The organism is Arthrobacter sp. Bi26 (assembly GCF_918697925.1).
In the GTDB taxonomy this organism is placed as follows: Bacteria; Actinomycetota; Actinomycetes; order Actinomycetales; family Micrococcaceae; genus Arthrobacter.
The window spans coordinates 1-20,650 of record NZ_CAKKMF010000084.1; the positions used below are offsets into that span (position 1 = coordinate 1).

Below are 20,650 nucleotides of genomic sequence, written 5' to 3' on the forward strand. Positions count from 1 at the left end.
TCATCCGCCCCGGCGCGATCTGGCACTCGGACCGGGGCAGCCAATACACCTCCGCATCCTTCCGGGCCCTCGTGGCGGGCCTGGGCATGCGTTCCTCGATGGGCCGCACCGGGGTGTGCTGGGACAACGCCGCCGCGGAGACGTTCTTCTCGGCGCTGAAGAACGAGCGCGTGTACCGCACTGTCTACGCCACCAAGGCCCAGGCCAGGCGGGATGTCATCCGCTACATCGAGGGCTTCTACAACAGCCGGCGCCGGCACTCCGCCCTGGATTACCGCTACCCCAACGAGGTCCACTACAGTTACCAGCAGCCGCCCGCGGCAGCGTAGAGAAAACCACTAATCCGCTGTCCGAAATCTCCCAAGCGGCCCAGACCCGGGCAGGGTCAATGTCCACACGTTAGAGCAAAAACCCCCTCTGACGAGGAGGAATGTTGTGCCCGAGGTGGAACTCGAACCGGGTTCCAGCCCTTGGAAACCCGCCACTCCCCCGTAAACTTCCGCAATCCGGCCCGATCCGGCACCGGTACGAAGCCCAGGGTGTGGACACTGTCCACACCCCCTTTTTCTGCCTCACGGCAGTAGCACCGGAGCAGGAGAGGACACCCCAGCCGTCGCTCGGCTCCCTGCCTTTCCCGCTCCAAGACCACGGGTCAGCGGCGACAGCCCGCGCCCAATCATCGTCTTCGTCTGCTTCAAGAATCGTAATCACGGCCATCTACCTCCTTTCCGTCATCTCATGGCGGAACCGGCAAAAACCGACATGACGACCCCGTTACATTTATTGGGTCCCCGACCCATTATTGATCTCTCAACGCTGGCTCGAAGCTGTTTCTCATTGGCGGTGATACCCCCGCCGCAATTCCGGCTCAACGACGGGCAGCTGACTCAGGCAGCGGAGGTTCTTGGACAAGTTATGGAACGGGCGACAGCTGATGGTGCCGCGGCGCGGCTGCAGGCTTCTATGAGGACGCCGACGGCGCGTTCCAACGCTGCTGCTTCGAAGGTCATGGAGGGGTGGTGCAGCCCGGGTCGGACGTTTGCGCCGACGGCAAGCATGGCAGCCTGGAGCGCGGGGTTCCTTTGAGTGTAGAAGTGGAAGTCATCCGATCCTGAGGTCACAATTCCGGACTGCAGGTGATCGCTGCCTAATGTCGCGGTGATGGCAGATGCGAGGGCATCTTCAGCTTTGATTCCGATGATGGCCGCGGGCACGGCGTCCCGGAAGTCGAGGTTGATTTCCGAGCCGGTTAAGGCGGCCACTGACCGGCACACCCCGACGAGGCCCGTGTGGAGCGTCGACATAGCCTCATTTGTTTGGGCTCGGAGGTCCACACCGAAGGTGCCGCTGCCCGGGATGACGTTGAGGTTCCCTCCACCAGCCTGCAGCAGGGTCATCTTGGCGGAGCTGGGGACCTGCGGATCGACTTTGAGACGCTTGAGCCCTGCCGAAATTTCGAGTGCCACCTCTACGGCGTTAGCCCCGAGGTGCGGTCTTGCCCCGTGGTGGTCATCTCCTGTGATCGTGCCGTACGCAAAGAGGCATGCACCATGCGAGATGGACGGGGCCAGGAAGGGGGACGGAAGTTCACTTTGCGGGCGCAGGTGAACACCGAACAGGTACTCCAGGCCGTCCGTCACGCCGAGGGCTGCCACGAGGTCTGCCCCGTTGCCGAGTTCCTCGGCTGGTTGGAAGATGGCGCGCACTGCGCATTTCAGCTGTTCTGCCTGTTCTGCCAGTTCGAGCATCACGGTAGCGACAACTGCCATGTTCGCGTCGTGCCCGCAGGAGTGGACGACTGCGGTTTTTCCCGCTACTTCCTGCACCAGGGCGTCCATGTCTGCCCTGAGGCCGATGCGCGGCGTGCCTTGTCCAACATCGGCGGTGAAGCCGGGAATGGTCCCGAACTTGCCGATGGTCAATCCTGCAGTTCCCAGCAGTTCGGCCAGGTACTCCGAGGTGCCGTACTCCTTCATGCTGGGTTCGGGGTGGTTGTGCAAGTGCGTCCATATTTCCTGAAGACGACGACGGCGCGTCTCTTCGCGGGTCACCGGCTGATTTCGCATTCGCTCACGGTCAGTTCCGCCAGAACGTCCCGGTCGACGTCGATGCCCAGGCCCGGTCCCTCTGTGATGTGCACTTCGGGCAGGACGTACTGGAGGTTCCCGGGTTCCTTGGTGAATTTCATGGGGCCGGAGAGCTCGGTGGAGACGATGTTGGGGTGGCTGAGGGCGAGATGGAATCCGGCGGCGGAGGCGACGCTGGTTTCCAGCATGGAGCCGATCTGGACTTTCAGGCCGCCGAGTTCAGCCTGGGTGGCCAGGCGGTGACAGGGGGTGATGCCGCCGCTTTTCATGAGTTTGAGGTTCACCATGTCCACTGATCGGTCTTGGACGAATCGGGCCAGGTCGCCGGCGTGGACTACGGACTCGTCGGCCATGAGACAAGTGCTGGTGTCCTGGCGGAGGAGCTTGAAGCCATCGATATCATCGGCCAGGATCGGCTGTTCCACCCAGTCAATCCGGTAGGGCTCCAGGGCGCGGATCATTGCCCGTGCTGTGACTGGATCGGACCAGCCCTGGTTGGCGTCCACGCGGATGGCCAGGTCGTCGTTGATCGCTGACCGGACAGCGCGCACCCGTTCAATGTCCAGGCCGTCGTCGCCGCCCAGTTTCATCTTCAGGTGGCGGTAGCCTTGGCTTCGGGCCTGGGCTGCCTGCTCAGCGAGGACCCCTGGTGGAAGGATACTCAGGACCTTCGCGATGGTGGGTTGTTCGGGCCGGCGTCCGCCCAACAGCGCGTAGATCGGCCGGCCGGCAGCTTTTCCGGCCAAGTCCCAGCAGGCGATGTCGACAGCCGCTTTCGCGGCACCGCAGCCCTTGAGTGCGCGGTTTAGTTGCTGGTGGACTGCCGTGATGTCGCGTGGGTCCAGTCCCAGGATCGCTGGGATGAGTTCGGTCTTGAGTGCCTCGACCACTCCCCCGGGTGTCTCTCCGGTGATGTGTCCGTCCGGGACACTTTCGCCGTAGCCGATCGTTCCGTCGTCGGTTTCGAGGGCCAGGATGATGCTCGGCATTGAGTCATAGGTGGCATAGGAGACCACAAAGGGTTCCAGCAAGGGAACATCGATGAGGGTGATGGTGGCGCGGGAAATTTTCATTGAGGGCTCACTGTTCGTGGGATGTGGACGCCGCTGGTGCGCCGGGTTTTTAGGGACCGGATGCTTACATGACGCTTTCGAGGAAGGCGATAGTCCGCGGGTTTTGCGGGTTGTCCAGCACGTCGGCGGGGGCGCCGGATTCCACCACAACGCCGCCGTCCATGAAGACCACGCTGTCCGCGGCGCCGCGGGCGAAGCCGATCTCGTGGGTGACGACGATCATGGTCATCCCGTCAGCGGCCAGGGTGCGCATCACGTCCAGGACGTCGCCGACCAGTTCCGGATCAAGGGCGCTGGTGGGCTCATCGAACAGGAGGAGCTGCGGATCCATCGCCAGGGCCCGGGCGATGGCAACCCGCTGCTGTTGCCCGCCGGAGAGTTGCGCGGGATAGGCCTTTGCCAGGTGCGCGAGGCCGACACGGTCCAGTAGCTCCATTCCCCGCTTGATGGCATGTTGCTTCGGTACTTTCTTGACCCCTACGGGGGCTGCCCAGATGTTTTCCAGGGCGGTCATGTGGGGGAAGAGGTTGAAGCGCTGGAACACCATTCCGATGCCGCTGCGTTGCTTTGCCACTTCGCGGGGGTTCATTTCGAAGATCCGGTCCTGGCGCTGCGCGTAGCCGACCAGTTCGCCTCCCACGGAGATCCTGCCGCCGTCGATCCGTTCCAGGTGGTTGATGCAGCGCAGGAAGGTGGACTTGCCGGAGCCGGACGGGCCGAGGAGGCACATGACTTCGCCGGCATTGACAGAGAGAGAAATGCCTTTCAGCACTTCGACTCCGCCGTAGTGCTTACGGACGTTGGTGGCGACCAGGAGCGGCCGGGCGGGCGCGGGGTGTTCCTGATGCCGGGGGAAGGCCAGTGCCTCGGTCATGGCTGGGGTCCTTTCGATACGGCGTGGATCGGGGTTTTGCGCAGGGCGGCCCGGATCCTGCCGAGGGGGGTGGGGCTTTGCTGGCGGGCGTTGCCCCTGCCGTAGTGGCGTTCCAGGTAGTACTGGGGAACGGATAGCACCGAGGTGAGGAAGAGGTACCAGCAGCTGACCACTACTAGCAGCTCCACCTGCCGCAGGTTCTGGGAGGAGATCTGGGTGGCCACCGTGTAAAGCTCCAGCACCGCGATGACGGAGAGCAGCGACGTGTTTTTCAGCATCGAGATCGTCTCGTTGCCCATCGGCGGAATGATGACCCGCATCGCTTGCGGGAGCACCACCCTGAAGAGGGTGAAGGCCGGGGACATACCCAGGGACGAAGCGGCTTCATGCTGTCCGGTGTCCACGGAGAGCATGCCGCCCCGGATGATCTCGGCCGAGTATGCGGCCTGGTTCAGGGTCATGGCCAGGAGACCGGCGGTGAACGCAGGCACCAGCGTGTTGGTGTCCACGGAAAATACGGTGAAGTCGGTAAAGGGAACGCCGAGAGAGATCTGCGCATAGAGCAGCCCCAGATAGCCCCAAAAAACGACCTGGATCAGCAGCGGTGTACCCCGGAAGACCCAGACGTAGAACCAGGCGAAAGCATTCATCACGGGATTCTTGGAAAGCCGCATGACTGCCAGCAGGACACCCAAGATGGTGGATACCACCATGGAGACTACGGTCAGCATAAGTGTGAGGCCTACGCCGCCGAGGATCCGCGGGTGAAAAAGGTAGCTACTGATCGTCCGGTGGTCGATGTTGGGGTTGGCCCACAGGGAAGATGCCAGAGCTGCGAAGCTGATGCCCAGCAATGCTGCTCCTACCCAGCGCCAGGGGTGTCGAAGTGGAACGGCCACGACGTCATCTGAACCGGAGCCGTCGGTGGAGTGCGGGCCTGCCTGTGCCGGTCCTTCCCGCCGCGGCGCTATTGTGGTGCCCTGTTTCATGGTTTGGTTCCCCCCAGGTTCAGTCCGGCTTCCTTGACGCTGTAGTCGGAGAGGTCGTACTTGGCCAGGATGCTGCCATACGTGCCGTCGGCGATGAGCGCCTGGAGGGCTGTCAGCAGGGCTTTGGAAAGTTCCGCATCCTTTTTCAGCACACCGATTCCGGTATGGACGGGATTGTATCCGGCCGGGTTAGCCGGGTCTTTTACGAGGTCAAAGATCTTGCCGTCACCGGCTGTCTTGGCGGCATACGCCGCCACTGCCGAGTCCACGACGTCGGCGGAGGCTTTCCCTGAACGGACCGCAGTCTGCACGTCCGTCTCCAGCGGGAGTTCCGAAACGCGGATCGGGCTGGATCCCTTGTCTTTGCACTGCTGGTCGTAGCTGCGCAGAATTTCGGCCTGAACGGTTGCCTTCTGCACTGCGACGTCCTTGTCGCATAGGTCAAGGGCTGTGGTGATGTTCTTCGGATTGCCCTCGGGGACAAGAATGGAGAATCCCGCGTGGAAGTAGTCAACGAAATCCAGGGATTCCTGCCGCTCGGGGGTGTCGTTCATCCCCGACATGATGATGTCGTTCTTGCCCGACTGCAGTGAGGGGATGATGCTGTCGAACGCCTGGGTCTGCAGCTCAAGCTTCACCCCGAGCTTCGCACCCAGGGCCTGGGCCAGGTCGAAGTCCAGACCGGTAAGTTGCTGATTTTCATCGAACATCTCCATGGGTGGATACGGGATGTCCGAGGCCACTTTAATTACTCCGGCGGCCTTGTAACGTTCGGGAAGGGCGGCTGCGGCGGCGGGGTCGACATCGGCTGCGGAGATAGTCTTCACCTCCGCGGCCGAAGTTGATCCTGCCCCGCACGCCGTTAGTCCTGAGGCGAGGGCCAGCCCGGCAGCGGCGAAGACTGTTCGGGCTTTGACTGCACGATAATTGGTACGCATTGGTGCTCCTTTGGGGTGGGTTATGCCTGGTCGGTTGTGGTCAGCCGGTACCAGCCGCTGCGTGTCACGCCGGAGGCCATATAGCCGGAGGCAAGGGCGGGTTCCAGGATCCCGCGGAGCATGCTCCGCCACTGGCTGGCCTGTTCTGGGGCCGCGGCCCTCATCGCGACAATGTCCCGGGGTGCCCGGCACCAGATCGTGCCTTCCGCTTCAAGGAGAACCGGCTGTTGATCCGGCCCGTACTCCAGCACGTTTCCCACGGCGGCAGCGCTCGGTTCCAAATCCTGAATTAGGCCGTGGCTGGCGTCGATGCTTCGCGCCGACGACAGCGGCCAGACTGCGACCAGCCGGTCGCTCTCGTCATTGGCGTTGATCTCGTCCTGCATCTCGCCATAGAAGTTTTGGGCATATTCGGACGCCACTGCCCCGAGCTTGGTCAGGTTGAAGCGGGCGTTCCTGCTGACCAGCGGGTCGAAAGTCCACGTCATCGATTCGATGCCCCGTGCCAGCGACCAGGCCCGCTGGTGCTGTTTCAGGGCAAAGCCGACGCCTTTGTCGCCGGTACCGGGCAGGACCCCGGCGATCAGCGAGTAAGTCGCGCTCCCGCCGGGTGAGACAATCCCGACAGCTGCCCCGCAAAGTTGTCCTCCCGGATCGTAGGCGGCGGAAACGTTGCACCCTGCATGCGAAATACTGCGCAACAGGTCGAACGGTATAGGAGCTCCGTGGGGGGACATGCCCCAGATCGCGATGAGTAGCCCTTCGACGTCCCGGAGCTGGTCGCGGTCATGCTCATCCACCACCAGGACGCCGGCTTTGGCTGCTGCTGCTGTTGCTGCCTCTGCGGCCTGTCGGGCGAGCGGTTCCGCTTCAAGTGAAAGTGACATGCGTCAACTATCTGCTGGGCCCCGGGCCGCTGGCTTCGGTGCAGACCACGACATTTCATGCGAAGTCTTGTGCTCCGCCACAAGAGGGATTAGCTTTTCCCTCGTGGCAACTTCTTCCGGCACCCCAGACAGCATCACTCTCCACGGGCTCCTGCGGCTACTGGCAAGCCCGGCAGTGGCGCTCCGCTCCCACGGCACGCCGCCGGAGCTTTCCCTGACCAGCCCTGCGTATTACGATCCCCACACTCCGTTGGAGGGGTTGCCGGGTGCGATCCTTCTGGGCATTGGACTTCACCCTGCCGAACCAGCAACAGCCGGCGTTGTCCGCAGCGCGGCCACGGCAGGCTTTGGCGCGCTGGTCATCAAGCAGTATTCCCAGGATCTGGGGCATATCATCGCCGTCGCCGATCAGTCGGGTATCGCCCTCCTCGTGGTCGATGACGAGATGGGGTGGCGCCAGTTGGATGCGCTCCTGGACTCGGCGCTCACTGCCTCAGCCGAAGCCGGAAACTCGTTGTCCACGCTGGGCGTTGGCGACCTGTTCGCGTTGGCCAACGCCATCGCCGCCATGGTTGGCGGCGCCACGGCCATTGAGAATCTCCAGGAACAGGTGCTCGCCTACTCGACCCTCGCCCACCAGCCGATCGATGAGGACCGGCGTCAGGGCATCCTGGGACGCCAGGTTCCCTACCTTCCGGAGAACGCGGGCCAGTATGCCTCTGTTTTCCGCTCCCACGGCGCGGTCCGCATCGAGGGGGTCCGTCCGGCCCTCGACCGGCTGGCCATTGCAGTCCGGGCAGGCAAAGAGCCGCTCGGCTCTATCTGGGTTGTTGACCCGAACGGTGACCTGGACGTGGTCGCGGAACAGGCGTTGGAACGGGCTGCCGATATCGCAGCCCTTCATATGCTGCGAGCACGCAGTGCCTACGACCTGGCCCGCCAACAGCGCGCGGAGCTTCTCCGCAGACTCCTAGAAGGTGGCGACGACGCGGCACTCATCGCGGAACAGCTGGGACTTCGGAACTCCGGGCCGTTTGCGGTCATCGCTTTCCAACCGGACATCGGGCAGGCGGCGGAGATGACACTGGTCCGGCTCCTGGACCTTGTCACCACGCAGTGCGAAGCCCACCGTCGAGGGGCGCATTGCGTGCTGGTGGGAACCACCATCTATGCCCTTTTCGCGGACGTCGACCCTGCCTCGTCTGGACCCGTCGAAGCCCTGGCCCGACGGCTCACCGAGCGCTCCCGCGTATCCCTTGCGGTTGACCTGCGAATAGCGGCCGGGTCTGCTGTCCCTGCTGCGTCGGACATCGGCCGGTCGAGGCACGAGGCAGACCTGGTCCTGCTCATGCTCGCTTCCGGTCAGAGCTCAATCACCTATGCGAGTGCGCACGACGTCCGCAGCCGCCTGACGCTGCTCGAACTGGCCGCCCATTTCCGCAAGACACCTCACCTCACATCGGCAGCCGCCGAAAAGATCATGGAATACGACGCCGGCTCAGGAACAGAGTACGCAAAAACGCTGCGGACCTACCTTGACTGTTCCCGGGACTCCGCCCGGACCGCCGCTGGATTGTCTTTGCACCAAAACACGCTCCGGTACCGCCTCAAACGGTTACGCGAACTGTTCAACATCGACCTGGACCAGTCTGAGGACACACTCGTGCTCTGGCTAAGCCTTCATGTTCTGGAATTCAATTAACCACACCGGGGTGAGTGACCCGGATGCAGTGCGAATTGGCTGTGTCGGTTCGCACTCGTGGACGGACCGCACATCGGGAACTACCGCGATGCGGACTCCGCCAGGAGAGGGTACCTGGCGGAGTCCGGGAACCTACCCGGAGCCCGCAAGGCGCCGGGGATCCAGGTTTCCGTGCGGGGCCGACCCGCTGCAGGCGGACGTCGATGACCTGGAAGGATCCATGAGGGGGCATCCCTGACCTAAGATCCAACCGGGGACAAGGCGCCCAAAAGGCCGAAGAGGTCCTTCGGGTCTTCCGGGTCGGCGACGAGGTCAATGTCTACGAAGAAGTCCGACCCGTCGACGGCGTCTCGGACGTATCGCAAGGCCGCGAAATCCTCAATGGCGAAGCCGACGGAGTCAAAAATCGTGATCTGTTCCGAGCTGGTGCGCCCCGGTGCCTTGTCGCTCAAGACTTGCCAGAATTCAGTAACGGCGAAGTCGGCGGGCATTTGCTGGATCTCGCCTTCAATCCGCGTCTGCGGTGTGAACTCCACGAAAACGTCGCCGAGTCCCAGGATGACCGCGTCGAGTTCGGTTTTTCCGGGGCAGTCCCCGCCGATGGCATTGAGGTGGACGCCGGGGGCAATGAGGTCGGCCGTCAGGATGGTGGCGTTGGCCTTGTCAGCGGTACAGGTCGTGATGACGTCCGTTCCCTGCACGGCGTCGGCGGCCGAGGACGCAACCGTGATCTTGAACCCCAGCGGGGTGAGGTTGCGGACAAACTTGTGCGTCGCGGCCGGATCAGTGTCCCACACCCTGAGCGTGGTAATTCCGAGGGCAGCCCGGAAGGCTAGGGCCTGGAACTCAGACTGGCTGCCGGTTCCGATCATGGCCATGCTTGCGGAGCCGGGGCGGGCGAGATGCTTCGCGACCATACCCGAGGTCGCCGCAGTACGCAGGGCTGTCAGTAAGGTCATCTCCGCCAGGAAGGTGGGATATCCATTGTGGACGTCCGCCAGGACGCCGAACGCAGTCACTGTCTGGAAACCACGGGCCGGATTGGACGGGTGCCCGTTGACGTACTTGAAGCCATAGGTCTCGTGGTCGCTCGTGGGCATCAGTTCGATGACCCCGAACGGGGTATGGCTGGCCATGCGGGGACTCTTGTCAAAAGACGCCCAGCGGCGGAAATCGTCTTCGAGGTAAACGATCATCTCCGAGATGATCGTCTCCACTCCCCGGCCGGCAGCCCATCGCACCATGTTGTGAACATCGACAAAACGCGTCATTTGCGTCACCCTTTTCCATCTCGACAGCTAATGCCCTCACGTTATGCGGCGTCGATATGCGGCCACAATGACCGAATAGCTCGCTAATCGCCAAAAATGTGCGCAGAATGTCAGGCCGTTCTGCGCACTTCGCCGGTCTTCGATCGTCGACTGCAGCGGCGGCCTTGGAGCACTATCTGAGTACGGAACTGAGCAAAAGGCTGGTCTCGCTGTTGACGATGCCGTCGACTGCGCGGATCCTGCCCAGCACGTTGTCGAACCCGCCGAGGTTTTCGGTGGCCAGCTCCGCCACAAGGTCCCATCCGCCGTTGGTGGTGTGCAGTGCCCGAATTTCGGGGAACCCCCTGAGCTCTCGGATCACCTTGTTGGCCGACCTCCCCTCAACAGCGATCAGGGTGATGGCGTGGATCTCAAGCGGGTCCACTTCGTCACGGACCCTGGCAGTGAAGCCAACGATGGTTCCTGAAGTGAGAAGGCGATCGAGCCTGCTGTTCACGGTTGCCCGGGCAACGCCGAGCTTACGGGCGAGGCTGGCCACAGACGCCCGTCCGTCCTCGCGCAGGGCCGAAAGGAGCTGCCGGTCAATATCTGTAAGGGCTGTCATGTACAGAATGTACAACAAGCGTCAGCATAATGATCTTCCCCGCCACCTAACTAAAGCCTTGCCAAGTACGCTGAGGAAGACGTGCACCGCAGTGGAATCTGCTCGGAAAATCAGCGACAGGGAGCCGAGAAGGTCTTGGGGCAGGCCTCGATAGGGACGTTCTGGCGTTTTTCGCCCGGAGCTACCGAGCAAACCAGCAAGGTTTGCAGTTGCCGCTCCCATGGTGTGAACTCAGTCATGCCGTTGCAGGTGCTCCCGGTCATGAACGAGGAAGCAGCAACATTGCTGCCCAGGCAAGCAAAGGAGCCGCCCAGCCGTAACGCCGGCCAACAAAAAGGCCCCCGAAAGGGCCCATCAGTGAACAGTTTGTGCACACTCAGCGGCCCACTCCCCCATGGCTCGTTCATCTGCCTGTCCGGGATCATCCGCCCAATGTTCCAGTAAAGCCCGATCATGGCGGTATTCACCACGCGCTGCGCCCGCTGTTGAGCTTCGCGGACGAGCCCTTCAGGGTCGTGAGAGCAGCGGCATAGTCTCCCGGGAGTTCCGGTTCAAGCTGGGTCATGGCTCCACCCTAGTTGGAGGTTCCAACGTTCCATTCCCAATTGTCCAGACACCGTCTGGACAATTGACGCTGTACCGGGGCCGCCTGCGGATCGGGACGAACCGGCGACTTCCCCGCCTGCCAAGTCCTTCGACGCCCCCAGCGTTTGCCGAGCGGGCGGACGGCGTGGCCGCGGCTTACCGGCAGGCCGCGGGATTGACCGTGTCTGACCTCAGGCGTCGGGGTCATGGCCAAGGACGCGGAGCAGGTCACGGGTTGGTCAAGCCGGGTTATCCACGGCTGGAAATTGGGAGCGTTGGGGTAGCTCCCCGGCAGCCGCAGCGGTGGATGACCCATGAGGATTATCCACCGCCGTGGGCAGCTGAAACGCTGCTGCGCACTCGGTCAGACCTGAACTTCAACCCGCGAATTACATCCGTCTTTCACGAGTCGTGGAAGGGCTACGGTCCAGGGTCCGTCGTCGACGCCTTGAGTCGACGGTATTGACGGAAAACAGCAGCTAGCCCCACAAGGGCCATGCCCAACCCAGCCGCTAGCAGGTATCCAAGGTTGAGGTTGAGTGCCATCACTGAGGAAACTAATCGGCCAGGCAACTGTGCGATATGCCTGTTCTTCAGACTGGAGGTATGCACTTTGCCCAATGACCGCAAAGCGTCGCGTGGATACTGTGAAGTGAATCACTCGAAAGGAATGCATGTCATGTCCACATCCGAAACAGGGCACGATGACTACCCCATCACCAGGGTTCCCGCAACGGAGCGGAAGCACTGGTTCGGCATCGCCGTCCAACGCTTTGGCCAGACTTCTGACCTGAGCCAGTTTCTTCTCGGGGCAACTTTTGGCTTCGGGATGACGTTCTGGGACGCCTTTTGGGCGTTTACCGTTGGCGCGTTGATCGTCGAAGCACTCATGATTTTCGTCGGCATCGCCGGCATGCGCCAAGGCCTCACAACGTCCATGCTCGCCCGCTGGACAGGCTTCGGCCGCGGCGGCGCGTCGGTCCTCGGCTTAGCCATCTGCATCAGCCTTATCGGCTGGTTCGGCATCCAGTCAGGGATTTCCGGAGCCGGGTTGAACCAGATCGTCCCTGAAATTCCCACCTGGGCCTGGTCGCTGGCTTTTGGCCTGGTGGTGACCCTGATCGTAGTCCGCGGCTTTGAATCCATGCAGTGGCTGGCCAACATCACCGTGCCGTTGTTCATGATCCTGATCGCTTGGGCGGCATGGGCCGAGCTGAGCAACCATTCCATCAGCCAGCTCATCAACGAGGCTCCTCCTGGCGCCACCCTTGATTTCGTCACCGCTACCACCATCGTCGCTGGAAGCGCCGTTCTCGGGGCGGTCATCACGCCCGACATGACCCGCTACAACAGGACCGCTGGCGACGTCGTCAAGCAGACCGTCGTCGGCATGACGCTAGGCAACTACACCATCGGCATGATCGGCGTGCTGCTGGCCCACGCCGTAAAGTCGGCGGATGTCACCCAGATCATCTTCTCCTCGGTGGGCTGGATCGGCATCCTGATCATCGTCCTGGGCACCTCCAAGATCAACGACTGGAACCTCTACAGTGCAGGCCTCGGCGTGGTGTCCTTCTTCAACAGCGCCATGAACAGGCGCCTGAACCGTGGGCACGTCACGCTTCTTCTGGGGGTTGTGGGAACCGTGCTGGCAGCGATCGGCATCCTGGACAAATTCATCGACATCCTCATGGTGCTGGGCGTCGTCTTCCCGCCGGTAGCCGGCATCATCATGGCCGAGTACTTCGTCATCAAGAAGTGGCGGCCCCTACTGGAAGCCAGCCGGGATTCGGGCCTTCCGCCAGCCGAATCGCCCAACTGGATCCCGGCCACGTTCGTCATCTGGGCGATCTCAGCGGCCCTGGGCTACTTCGTCACCTTCGGACTCCCGGCCCTTAACTCCCTCGCCGCGGCGTTCATCCTCTACATCATCGCCGGCAAGCTGAACCTCCTGCGGTCCTACGGCGACAACCAACCCACAAACGAAACCACCACACAGGAAGAATCGGTAACCGCACCATGAGTAGCCTGAGAATCGGCATTGACGTCGGCGGCACCAACACGGACGCTGTGCTGCTGGACGGCGGGCAGGTGCTCGCGTCCACCAAAGTCCCCACCACTAAGGACGTCACCAGCGGCATCACCCAGGTGCTCACCGCGCTGAAGGACCTGAACGGCTTCCGCCCGGACCACGTCCGCGGCGTGATGATCGGAACCACTCATTTCATCAACGCCCTCATTGAGGCACGTGACCTCTGCCCAACAGCGGCGATCCGGCTGGGGCTTCCCGCCACGGCGTCCCTGCCGCCCTTCACGGACTGGCCCGATGCCCTCACCGCCGCCGTCAAAGGCCGCGCTTACATGGCCCACGGTGGACACGAGTTCGACGGACGCGCCATCAGCCCCTTCGACGCCGACGAAATCCGGCGCCACGCAGCAGACATCGCCGCCCACGGCATCCGCTCTGTGGCAGTGTCCAGCGTTTTCTCGCCCGTCAACGACGAATTTGAGCAGCGCACACTCTCCATCCTTCGAGAGGAGCTTGGCCCGGAGTTCCCTGTCTCCTTGTCCCACGAAATCGGCAGGGTGGGCCTCCTGGAGCGGGAGAATGCGACCATCGTCAACGCCTCCCTCGCTGAAATGGCGAACCGTATTGTTGACGGACTCGCCAAGGCTGTCCTCGAGCAGGGCATCACCGCGCCGTTGTACGTCAGCCAGAACGACGGCACGCTCATGGACATCGAATACACACGCCGTTACCCGGTGGCCACGTTCGCTTCAGGTCCCACCAACTCCATGCGCGGCGCAGCAGCCCTCTCCGGATTCTCCGACTGCCTGATCGTGGACATCGGCGGCACCACCACGGACGTTGGTGTCCTGGTCAACGGCTTCCCCCGAGAGTCCAGCACCCACGTCAGGCTCGCAGGACTCCGGACCAACTTCCGGATGCCGGATGTACTCTCGGCAGGTCTCGGCGGCGGGTCCCGGGTCCGGACCGATCAAGGAACTGTGGGCCCGGACTCGGTGGGCTACCGCTTGACCGACGAGTCGCTCGTCTTCGGCGGGTCCGCCCTGACGGCGACTGACATCGCGGTCCGCAGTGGACGGGCCGACGTCGGAGACGCATCTTTGGTGAGCCACATCAGTGACGCTGTGGTCCGGTCAGCCTTGGAACAGATCGACGGGACCATTGCGGACATTGCCGACCGGATCCGCACGTCGTCGGCACCCTTGCCGGTTGTCGCCGTCGGCGGTGGATCCATCCTGCTGGCAGACAAACTGCAGGGTCTGGGCACAATTCACAGGCCCGGGAACTTCGACGTCGCCAACGCGTACGGCGCCGCCATCGCCCAGATCAGCGGTGAGGTGGACCGGGTGTCCTACATCGCGGACAGTGATCAAAAGCGCGCCATGGAATCCGCGCGGCAGGAAGCCGTGGACCGTGCCGTTGCTGCCGGCGCCAGCCCGGACACGGTGTCGATCGTTGAGCAGGAAGCCATCCCGATCCCCTACCTTCCCGGAAACGCCATGCGCGTTCGGATCAAGGCAGCCGGCAACCTCACGTTAGGAAAGTGAAATGACCCTGGAAGTGACACACGTCCGAAAGCTGACGCGCATCACGGTAGACGACATTGACTCGCTGGCCCGCGGCGCCGCCATCCTCGGCACGGGCGGCGGCGGCGATCCCTACGTTGGCGGGCTCTTGGCCCGCAAAGCGATCGAGGAGTACGGGCCGGTTGAACTCGTCTCCGTCGAAGACTTGGCCGACGACGCGTTCATTGTTCCGATCGCGGCGATCGGTGCGCCCACGGTATCCGTCGAGAAGCTGGATACCGTGGAGAACCTGTCCCTGACCATCAAGAAGCTCGCGGCAACACTGAACAGGGTGGCAACCCACACGGCGTGCCTGGAGATCGGCGGTTCAAACTCCATGCTGCCCATCGTCGCGGCCGCGCAGCTGGGGATTCCGCTGATCGATGGCGACCTGATCGGACGGGCATTCCCGGAAATCCAGATGGGCATGGCGCCGTTGTACGGAATTCAGGCGTCGCCCATGGCCTTGGCCGACGAGAAGGGCAACTCGCTGGTCATCGAAGCCATCGACTCGTTCTGGGGCGAACGCTTTGCCCGGCAGGCTTCCATCGAAATGGGATGCAATGCCTTCAACAGCACGTACGCCATGACCGGCGCGCAGGCCCGCGAGAGCTTCGTGGCCGGTTCGATGTCCTTCGCCATCACCATTGGAGACGCAGTTGCGAACGCGCAGCACAACAACCTCAACCCCTGTGACGTGTTGGCGGAAACGCTCCGTGGCCGCATTGTCCACCTCGGAAAGGTAACCGACCTCCAGCGTCAGACAACGGGCGGTTTCGCCAAGGGACAGGCCACGATCGAAGGCATGGGCGCCGACGCAGGCTCGATACTGTCGCTGCACTTTCAGAACGAACACCTCCTCGCCACCAAGGACGGCACCGTAGTCACCACCACTCCGGACCTCATCATCGTGGTGGACGCGGAGTCCGCCGAGCCAATCACCACGGAGAACCTGCGGTACGGGCAGCGCGTCTGCGTCCTGACTGGGCCCAGCGACCCCCGATGGCACACCACTGAAGGCCTGGAACTGGCCGGTCCCGGGTACTTCGGCTACGGCGTCCCTTCGCACCGATGGGACGGGACGCCGGAAGAGCACACCGAGTCCATCGAGCGCTACCGCGTCTGACCGCCATCGACCATCTGCCCATCCGCCGCGCCTCCGACGAAATGTGGGCGGCGCGGCGGTGGCATCATGGGACAGTAGCCAGACCTTCCTCGCGTAGAGGCGGGCATCGAGGAGAACCGGAGTAGCAGAATGATTCCCCCGATCCCGCTGTTGTCCGTCACGAATCACGTCCCGGCGGGAGTGATCGAGAGCGTCGTGGAGTCCGGTGACAGGACGGTATCTTCGCTGGTGGCCTTGACCGGCTCTCTCGCCGAGGTCAATCGCCAAGTCCGCGAACAGCGGAACCTCGAGGGCGATTCGCTGAACCTTCGGGACTGCGTTCTGCTCCCCTTGGAACCCCTTCCGTCCGGCGTGTCGTGGGACGTTGAGGCGCTGTTGGCGCTGGCGTCTTATGCCGGCGTCGTGGCCCTTGCAGTAAAACTGCCGAACGACGACGGCGCGTTGCCGCCCAACGTTAAACGGCTCGCCGAACGCTTGGGGCTCGTCGTGCTGGCAGTCCACAACACCTGGCAATTCGGCACGGCCGCCCAAGAATTGCTGTCCGGCGCCGCCCACCTTCAGGGTCTGCTGATCTCCCGTGTAGCATCCGAATGCCGAATCCCGTACGGATCCCTCACCCACCTGCTGTCCCGTCTGGGTGTCGCGATCGGACACCAGGTCACGCTGGTGGATCCTTCCGGAGAGCTGATTTCCGCTGAGCCGCCGGGCCATGAGCCCGCACCACAGCCGGAGGTCGAGCTGGCTGCGTTGACGGAAATCCTGGCACCAGTCCATAGTGAACAGGAGAACAGCCCGCGGCTCAGGGTGGTCCTCGCTCCGACATGGGACAAGGAACAGGCAGCAATCCGCGCGGCCCTGGAAGTGGCGGCCATCGCGGTTTCAGAGCTGCTTTCCCGGCAGCGGTTGGAGAGGGAACGCGATGCCCGGCACCGGATTGCCTTGTTGGGACAGCTGATCGATAACGCTGGCGACGTCAGTCCTTCGTTCAGGGCCAGGGCGTTGGAGCTGGGCTGGACCTTGGACGGCTATCACATGGCCTTCCGTGTGATCATCCGCCAACCCGTGGATTTGGTGGCCCGGAAACCGGATCTGGACCGCGCTCTGATGCGCGAAAAGATCGAGGCTACCACGGTTGAGCAGTCTGACGGCTGGGCAGGGTGGATCTCCTTCCCGTCCAAGCCGGACCCGGCCGAGGTCAGCCGCGCAAGCAGTGCGCTGCGCAGGGCCCAGCGGGTGCTCGCCGCAACCATCTCCACCCAATTCGGCGTGGGCCGCATGCAAGCGCAGCCGGAAGGGATCGTCAGCTCTCTCGAGGAAGCCAACGACGCCGCCCGCATCGCTGGGGCAAGGGAAAACTCCGGCTACTTCGTCCACGTGGACCGCTTGGATATGGCCCAGTTGCTGCTGATCTGGACCCGCACGGATACGTTCCGGCCTGCCGCCCGAGAACTCCTGGCCCCACTCCTCAAAGCTGGCCCTGAACTCCTGCAGACCCTCACCACTTTCCTGGACTGCGAATCGTCGCTGACTGAGACGGCGGCGATCCTCAACGTCCACCGCAACACTGTCAGCGACCGCATCAGGCGGATCCAGTCGCTCATCGCCATCAATTTAGAGGATCCGGAGGCACGGCTGGCGCTGCAACTGGCGTGCCGGAGTCTGCTGATGGACAAATACGAATAGGACAATGACACCTTCGCAGAGGCTCATAGGGCAAGGGCGGATTCGTGGCTAAGTAGACGACCTCCATTCGCCCGATGATGGTAAGCCGGCTGGTGGACCCCACCCAAGGACGCATGACCGGAGAAACGGCGACCGGACGTCAATGGAGCATTGGCCAGCTCGCTACGGTGTCCGGAGTCACGGCCCTGGAGCGCCACAGGCACAGCACACCAGCGGCGTGCCCCGCCGTCCACGACAGGGCCCGGAATTGGAACGAACTCGGCTCTGTGCTCCACCGCTGGGAACACACCGAACTCAACGCCAACCTCCCCCAAACCACCGCCGGCCGGGGCGCTGGTGGGGCCCGATCAACCCGTACGCGAAGCGCAGGTTGACGTAATATCCGCTACCGGTGCTGCACGGCGGACTCACAGACTGCGGTAGTGACAGACTTCCCGCCTGACGACAGGACCGCCCATTTTCTGCCCCCGCAGCACTTCGCGGCCAGTAGCGTAGCGCTCCGCCGAAACAGCGGTTTGCAACTCTTGTAGGTGCCGGTACGCCGGTCGCCATCTGGGCTGCTGCATTAGGAGATGCGCTCTAGCTCCTTCTCGCGATGCGTGAGGGATAATACTCTCCATGACCAGCAGGGAGCTCGGTAAGGGGGAAGCCGAAAAGCCGGCCACGCGTACAGCGGCACATGCCGACGCAGCCATCACGCTGCCGGAAGCCATGACCGGCAGGGCAAGCCCAGCGAAAGCGGCGGTCGGCGACAAGCCGGTCTTCGCATATATCGCCAGCCTGCCACAGCCGCAGCGGGTCATCGCCGAAACGGTCGACGCGCTGGCGGCAAAAACACTACCCAACCTCCAGCGCTCCGTGAAGTGGGGCATGTCGTACTACGGCGTCGGCGACGGGTGGTGCTTCAGCTGCGGCGGCTTTGCCGGCCACGTCAAGCTCATGTTCATCAATGGTGTGGCGCTCGATCCCGTACCACCAGTGACGCCGGTGGGGATGGGCAAGTCGACGCGGGGTGTGGAGCTCGAATCCATAGAGGACATCGACGAACATCAGATCGCGGCGTGGATGAAACAAGTCGCGTCCGTGCCGGGTGTTGGGGGCAAGAAGCGTTGAACCCGAGGCTTGCTGCAGAGGCAAACGGTCGCCGGGAACGCATGACACGTGAGGCGATGCCAGGCACAGCCCTTTCGCAGCCACTTCCCCCACCCAATATCGAAGGCCGATAACGGATCATACGTCGAGTGGGGACATTGAAGAAAATGCTCCTGGTGCTGCGGGACCAGGAGCTGACCGCTTCCGGTGACGTGATTGTCCGCATGGTCGCGGTGCTTGAAAGGCATGTCCGTTTCCATGTGGTCGGCTCCCCCGAAGTCGTCATTGGAAACTCTGAACTACGGGGCTTGCCGCCTGAGCTTCGTGCGCAAAATATCGGCCACGCGACGACAGTACAAAGGCCTATGCTTTTCTTATGGCACAAAGAGTCGTAACCCTTTTGGAGGATGACTTCGACGGATCCAAGGCAAGTGAGACAATTTCGTTTGCTCTTGACGGCGTCGAATATGCAATCGATCTCAATGATGCTCATGCAAGCGAACTGCGTGAAGTATTCAGCCGTTTTGCCAAAGCAGCCCGGAAGACCGGCGGGCGTGCCCGGCGGGCCCGTCCCGGTTCCTCCAATGCCCGCGACGTCCGGCTGTGGGCGGCCGACCAAGGCCTGCAGGTCAACACCCGCGGCCGTATCCAGGCTGACATCATGGAAAAGTACGAAGCCGCGCATTAGAGGCAGTACCAAACCAGATGGATTCGGAGTTCAACCGGCTGATATCGGCTGGATCAAGCGCATAAATCCATCTGAGCGCCGCTCAAAATACAACAGGGTCAGAACTTGCCCGGGTTCTGGCCCCGATTTGTTTGATCCGGGTCCGGCTACTTCGTCTGCGCAGTCCACTGGTAGATGGTTTCGCGTCTGATGCCGAATTCCCGGGTAACGCCGGTCTTATGTGCCCCCGTGCCGGCCCGGTTCCGAAGCTCGCCCGCTTGGTCGGGCGAGAGCGAATTCGTGCGTCCGCGGTAGGCGCCGCGGGCCTTGGCCAGAATGATCCCTCATGCTGGCATACACCAACCAGGGCCCACTGTCACACATCCCGGCGGCTTCCCGCAACGCGGAGCCGGCGTCAGCCAGTGCGTCCCCGCTGGCGTGAAGCCCGCGGATGGGGATAGGGCCTCGGGCAAGAAGGACGACCGGCCCGCCTGGCCGCCGGACTCAAGGCCCTGCGTGGCGGCGAAGAGTCGCGACGCGAGGTCTCCGGAAACTCATCAGGCTGAGCTCCGGGTCGGTCGAATCCTCGCGGGTTCAGGAATCGTCGTCCTTTTCCGCAGTCGCGTCCCTCCGGTTCCATGCGCCGAAAGGTGCCGGGCGGGAGGGCCCTCCAGGTGGCCGCACCCGACGGACGGCAACCATGGCCCATGCCCCGATCAGCACGCCGATAACCACGACGAAAACACCGACGGTGAACCAGCCGTCCCGACCGAAGATCATCAGCGCAACACCCGCCAGACACAGGCCCTTCGCCACGATGTCCAGATATAAAGGACCTCTCAGGTGCCCCATGGATCTAAGGTAACCCTGGCGACAGTCCGCTGGTGCCCTGACTGATTCCGATCGTTGTGGTTGCCGCCCGGCCAAGACGCGCAAGAAATAGACGTAAGAACCAGGCGGAAAGTCATATCACCCAGACCCCGTGGCTGCATGAACTCGTGTCCGCAGAAATAGGCACGAAGGGACGTCGCCGATGAGCCACGGCATCACCTGGACACCGGTGTGGACACTGTACACACCCCGTTTGGCCGGACAAACAGCCACCAACGGCTCCCCCACGCCCCAGGAAACAGCCAAGAGCGGCCAAAAACCTGGAAGAAGTTTCCCGCAGGTCATGTCATTACCACAACCCCAACGCATGAACAGGTACAAGGCCAACCACGCCCACTCGAATAAGCGAGAAAGGAGACCCGAATGACTCCACATCCGAGCAGGCGGAGGGCCCACCAGCCAGGACCCTGAACCCGCCACCCACACAACCTAACAGGCCACCGCGGCGGCCAGGCACCAGCCGCAACAAGCGTCAGAGGGACCCAACCCGGGTGAATGTACACATGTTAAAGCAAAAACCCCCTCTGACGAAGGGGAATGCTGTGCCCGAGGTGGGACTCGAACTGCATTCCCTCCCCCGCCAATAC

The 20,650-nt window shown here is 62.8% G+C and carries 18 protein-coding genes and 1 pseudogene; 9 read left to right on the top strand and 10 right to left on the bottom strand.

What is annotated here, in order from left to right; translation table 11 throughout:
• On the top strand, positions 1 to 329 hold a 329-nt coding region (locus LQV16_RS18550), incomplete at its 5' end, for an integrase core domain-containing protein (RefSeq protein ID WP_229995311.1).
• A gap of 558 nt (positions 330 to 887) precedes the next feature.
• On the opposite strand, the gene LQV16_RS18555 is transcribed toward LQV16_RS18550, so the two are convergent.
• The 6 genes from LQV16_RS18555 to LQV16_RS18580 all read right to left on the bottom strand — a co-directional run bounded on the left by LQV16_RS18555 (position 888) and on the right by LQV16_RS18580 (position 6,848).
• Entirely contained in the window at positions 888 to 2,066 is a 1,179-nt protein-coding gene (locus LQV16_RS18555; protein ID WP_229995357.1) for an amidohydrolase, read from the bottom strand.
• Positions 2,048 to 3,160, bottom strand: a complete 1,113-nt coding sequence (locus LQV16_RS18560; protein ID WP_229995358.1) for a dipeptide epimerase — start codon at positions 3,158 to 3,160, stop codon at positions 2,048 to 2,050. Before LQV16_RS18560 ends, LQV16_RS18555 begins: the two co-directional genes overlap by 19 nt.
• 64 nt (positions 3,161 to 3,224) lie before the next feature.
• A complete protein-coding gene (locus tag LQV16_RS18565) occupies positions 3,225 to 4,034 on the bottom strand; it encodes an amino acid ABC transporter ATP-binding protein (RefSeq protein WP_229995359.1) in 810 nt (269 codons plus the stop codon).
• Positions 4,031 to 5,023, bottom strand: coding sequence for an amino acid ABC transporter permease (locus LQV16_RS18570; RefSeq protein WP_229995360.1), 993 nt, complete (start codon positions 5,021 to 5,023; stop codon positions 4,031 to 4,033). The genes LQV16_RS18565 and LQV16_RS18570 overlap by 4 nt, the downstream gene beginning before the upstream one ends.
• Complete coding sequence (locus tag LQV16_RS18575; RefSeq protein ID WP_229995361.1) at positions 5,020 to 5,961, bottom strand: ABC transporter substrate-binding protein; 942 nt, start codon at positions 5,959 to 5,961, stop codon at positions 5,020 to 5,022. The genes LQV16_RS18570 and LQV16_RS18575 overlap by 4 nt, the downstream gene beginning before the upstream one ends.
• Before the next feature lie 20 nt (positions 5,962 to 5,981).
• Complete coding sequence (locus tag LQV16_RS18580) at positions 5,982 to 6,848, bottom strand: hypothetical protein (RefSeq protein WP_229995362.1); 867 nt, start codon at positions 6,846 to 6,848, stop codon at positions 5,982 to 5,984.
• Positions 6,849 to 6,951: 103 nt separating this feature from the next.
• Here LQV16_RS18580 and LQV16_RS18585 point away from each other — a divergent pair, with 103 nt between their 5' ends.
• A complete protein-coding gene (locus LQV16_RS18585) occupies positions 6,952 to 8,550 on the top strand; it encodes a helix-turn-helix domain-containing protein (protein ID WP_229995363.1) in 1,599 nt (532 codons plus the stop codon).
• 239 nt (positions 8,551 to 8,789) lie between these two features.
• Here the strand turns inward: LQV16_RS18585 and LQV16_RS18590 are convergent, their stop codons facing one another.
• Both LQV16_RS18590 and LQV16_RS18595 read right to left on the bottom strand, forming a co-directional pair.
• Positions 8,790 to 9,821, bottom strand: coding sequence for an ornithine cyclodeaminase (locus LQV16_RS18590; RefSeq protein ID WP_229995364.1), 1,032 nt, complete (start codon positions 9,819 to 9,821; stop codon positions 8,790 to 8,792).
• A 172-nt stretch (positions 9,822 to 9,993) separates the two neighbouring features.
• Positions 9,994 to 10,425 carry an Lrp/AsnC family transcriptional regulator gene (locus LQV16_RS18595; RefSeq protein WP_229995365.1) on the bottom strand — a complete coding sequence of 144 codons (432 nt, stop codon included), beginning with the start codon at positions 10,423 to 10,425 and terminating at the stop codon, positions 9,994 to 9,996.
• A gap of 1,264 nt (positions 10,426 to 11,689) precedes the next feature.
• Here LQV16_RS18595 and LQV16_RS18605 point away from each other — a divergent pair.
• From LQV16_RS18605 to LQV16_RS18635, 7 genes are all read left to right on the top strand, one after another.
• A complete protein-coding gene (locus tag LQV16_RS18605; RefSeq protein WP_229995367.1) occupies positions 11,690 to 13,033 on the top strand; it encodes a cytosine permease in 1,344 nt (447 codons plus the stop codon).
• A gap of 5 nt (positions 13,034 to 13,038) precedes the next feature.
• Positions 13,039 to 14,586 (top strand): hydantoinase/oxoprolinase family protein, encoded by a 1,548-nt coding sequence (locus LQV16_RS18610; RefSeq protein WP_356815821.1) that lies wholly within the window; start codon positions 13,039 to 13,041, stop codon positions 14,584 to 14,586.
• Position 14,587: 1 nt separating this feature from the next.
• The gene (locus tag LQV16_RS18615; RefSeq protein ID WP_229995369.1) at positions 14,588 to 15,730 is read left to right on the top strand and encodes a DUF917 domain-containing protein; all 1,143 of its coding nucleotides are present in this window, start codon (positions 14,588 to 14,590) and stop codon (positions 15,728 to 15,730) included.
• Positions 15,731 to 15,859: 129 nt separating this feature from the next.
• Positions 15,860 to 17,413, top strand: a complete 1,554-nt coding sequence (locus LQV16_RS18620) for a PucR family transcriptional regulator (RefSeq protein WP_229995370.1) — start codon at positions 15,860 to 15,862, stop codon at positions 17,411 to 17,413.
• Between the two features lie 618 nt (positions 17,414 to 18,031).
• Complete coding sequence (locus LQV16_RS18625) at positions 18,032 to 18,526, top strand: DUF1801 domain-containing protein (protein WP_229995371.1); 495 nt, start codon at positions 18,032 to 18,034, stop codon at positions 18,524 to 18,526.
• A 137-nt stretch (positions 18,527 to 18,663) separates the two neighbouring features.
• Positions 18,664 to 18,900 carry a hypothetical protein gene (locus LQV16_RS18630; RefSeq protein WP_229995372.1) on the top strand — a complete coding sequence of 79 codons (237 nt, stop codon included), beginning with the start codon at positions 18,664 to 18,666 and terminating at the stop codon, positions 18,898 to 18,900.
• Positions 18,882 to 19,193, top strand: a complete 312-nt coding sequence (locus LQV16_RS18635; protein ID WP_229995373.1) for an Lsr2 family protein — start codon at positions 18,882 to 18,884, stop codon at positions 19,191 to 19,193. The genes LQV16_RS18630 and LQV16_RS18635 overlap by 19 nt, the downstream gene beginning before the upstream one ends.
• A 146-nt stretch (positions 19,194 to 19,339) precedes the next feature.
• Here LQV16_RS18635 and LQV16_RS23595 read toward each other — a convergent pair.
• Together LQV16_RS23595 and LQV16_RS18640 are read right to left on the bottom strand one after the other, a co-directional pair.
• A pseudogene (locus LQV16_RS23595) lies at positions 19,340 to 19,516 on the bottom strand (recombinase family protein); the annotation flags it as partial.
• 250 nt (positions 19,517 to 19,766) lie between these two features.
• Entirely contained in the window at positions 19,767 to 20,024 is a 258-nt protein-coding gene (locus tag LQV16_RS18640) for a hypothetical protein (protein WP_229995374.1), read from the bottom strand.
• Between the last annotated feature and the right edge of the window lie 626 nt (positions 20,025 to 20,650).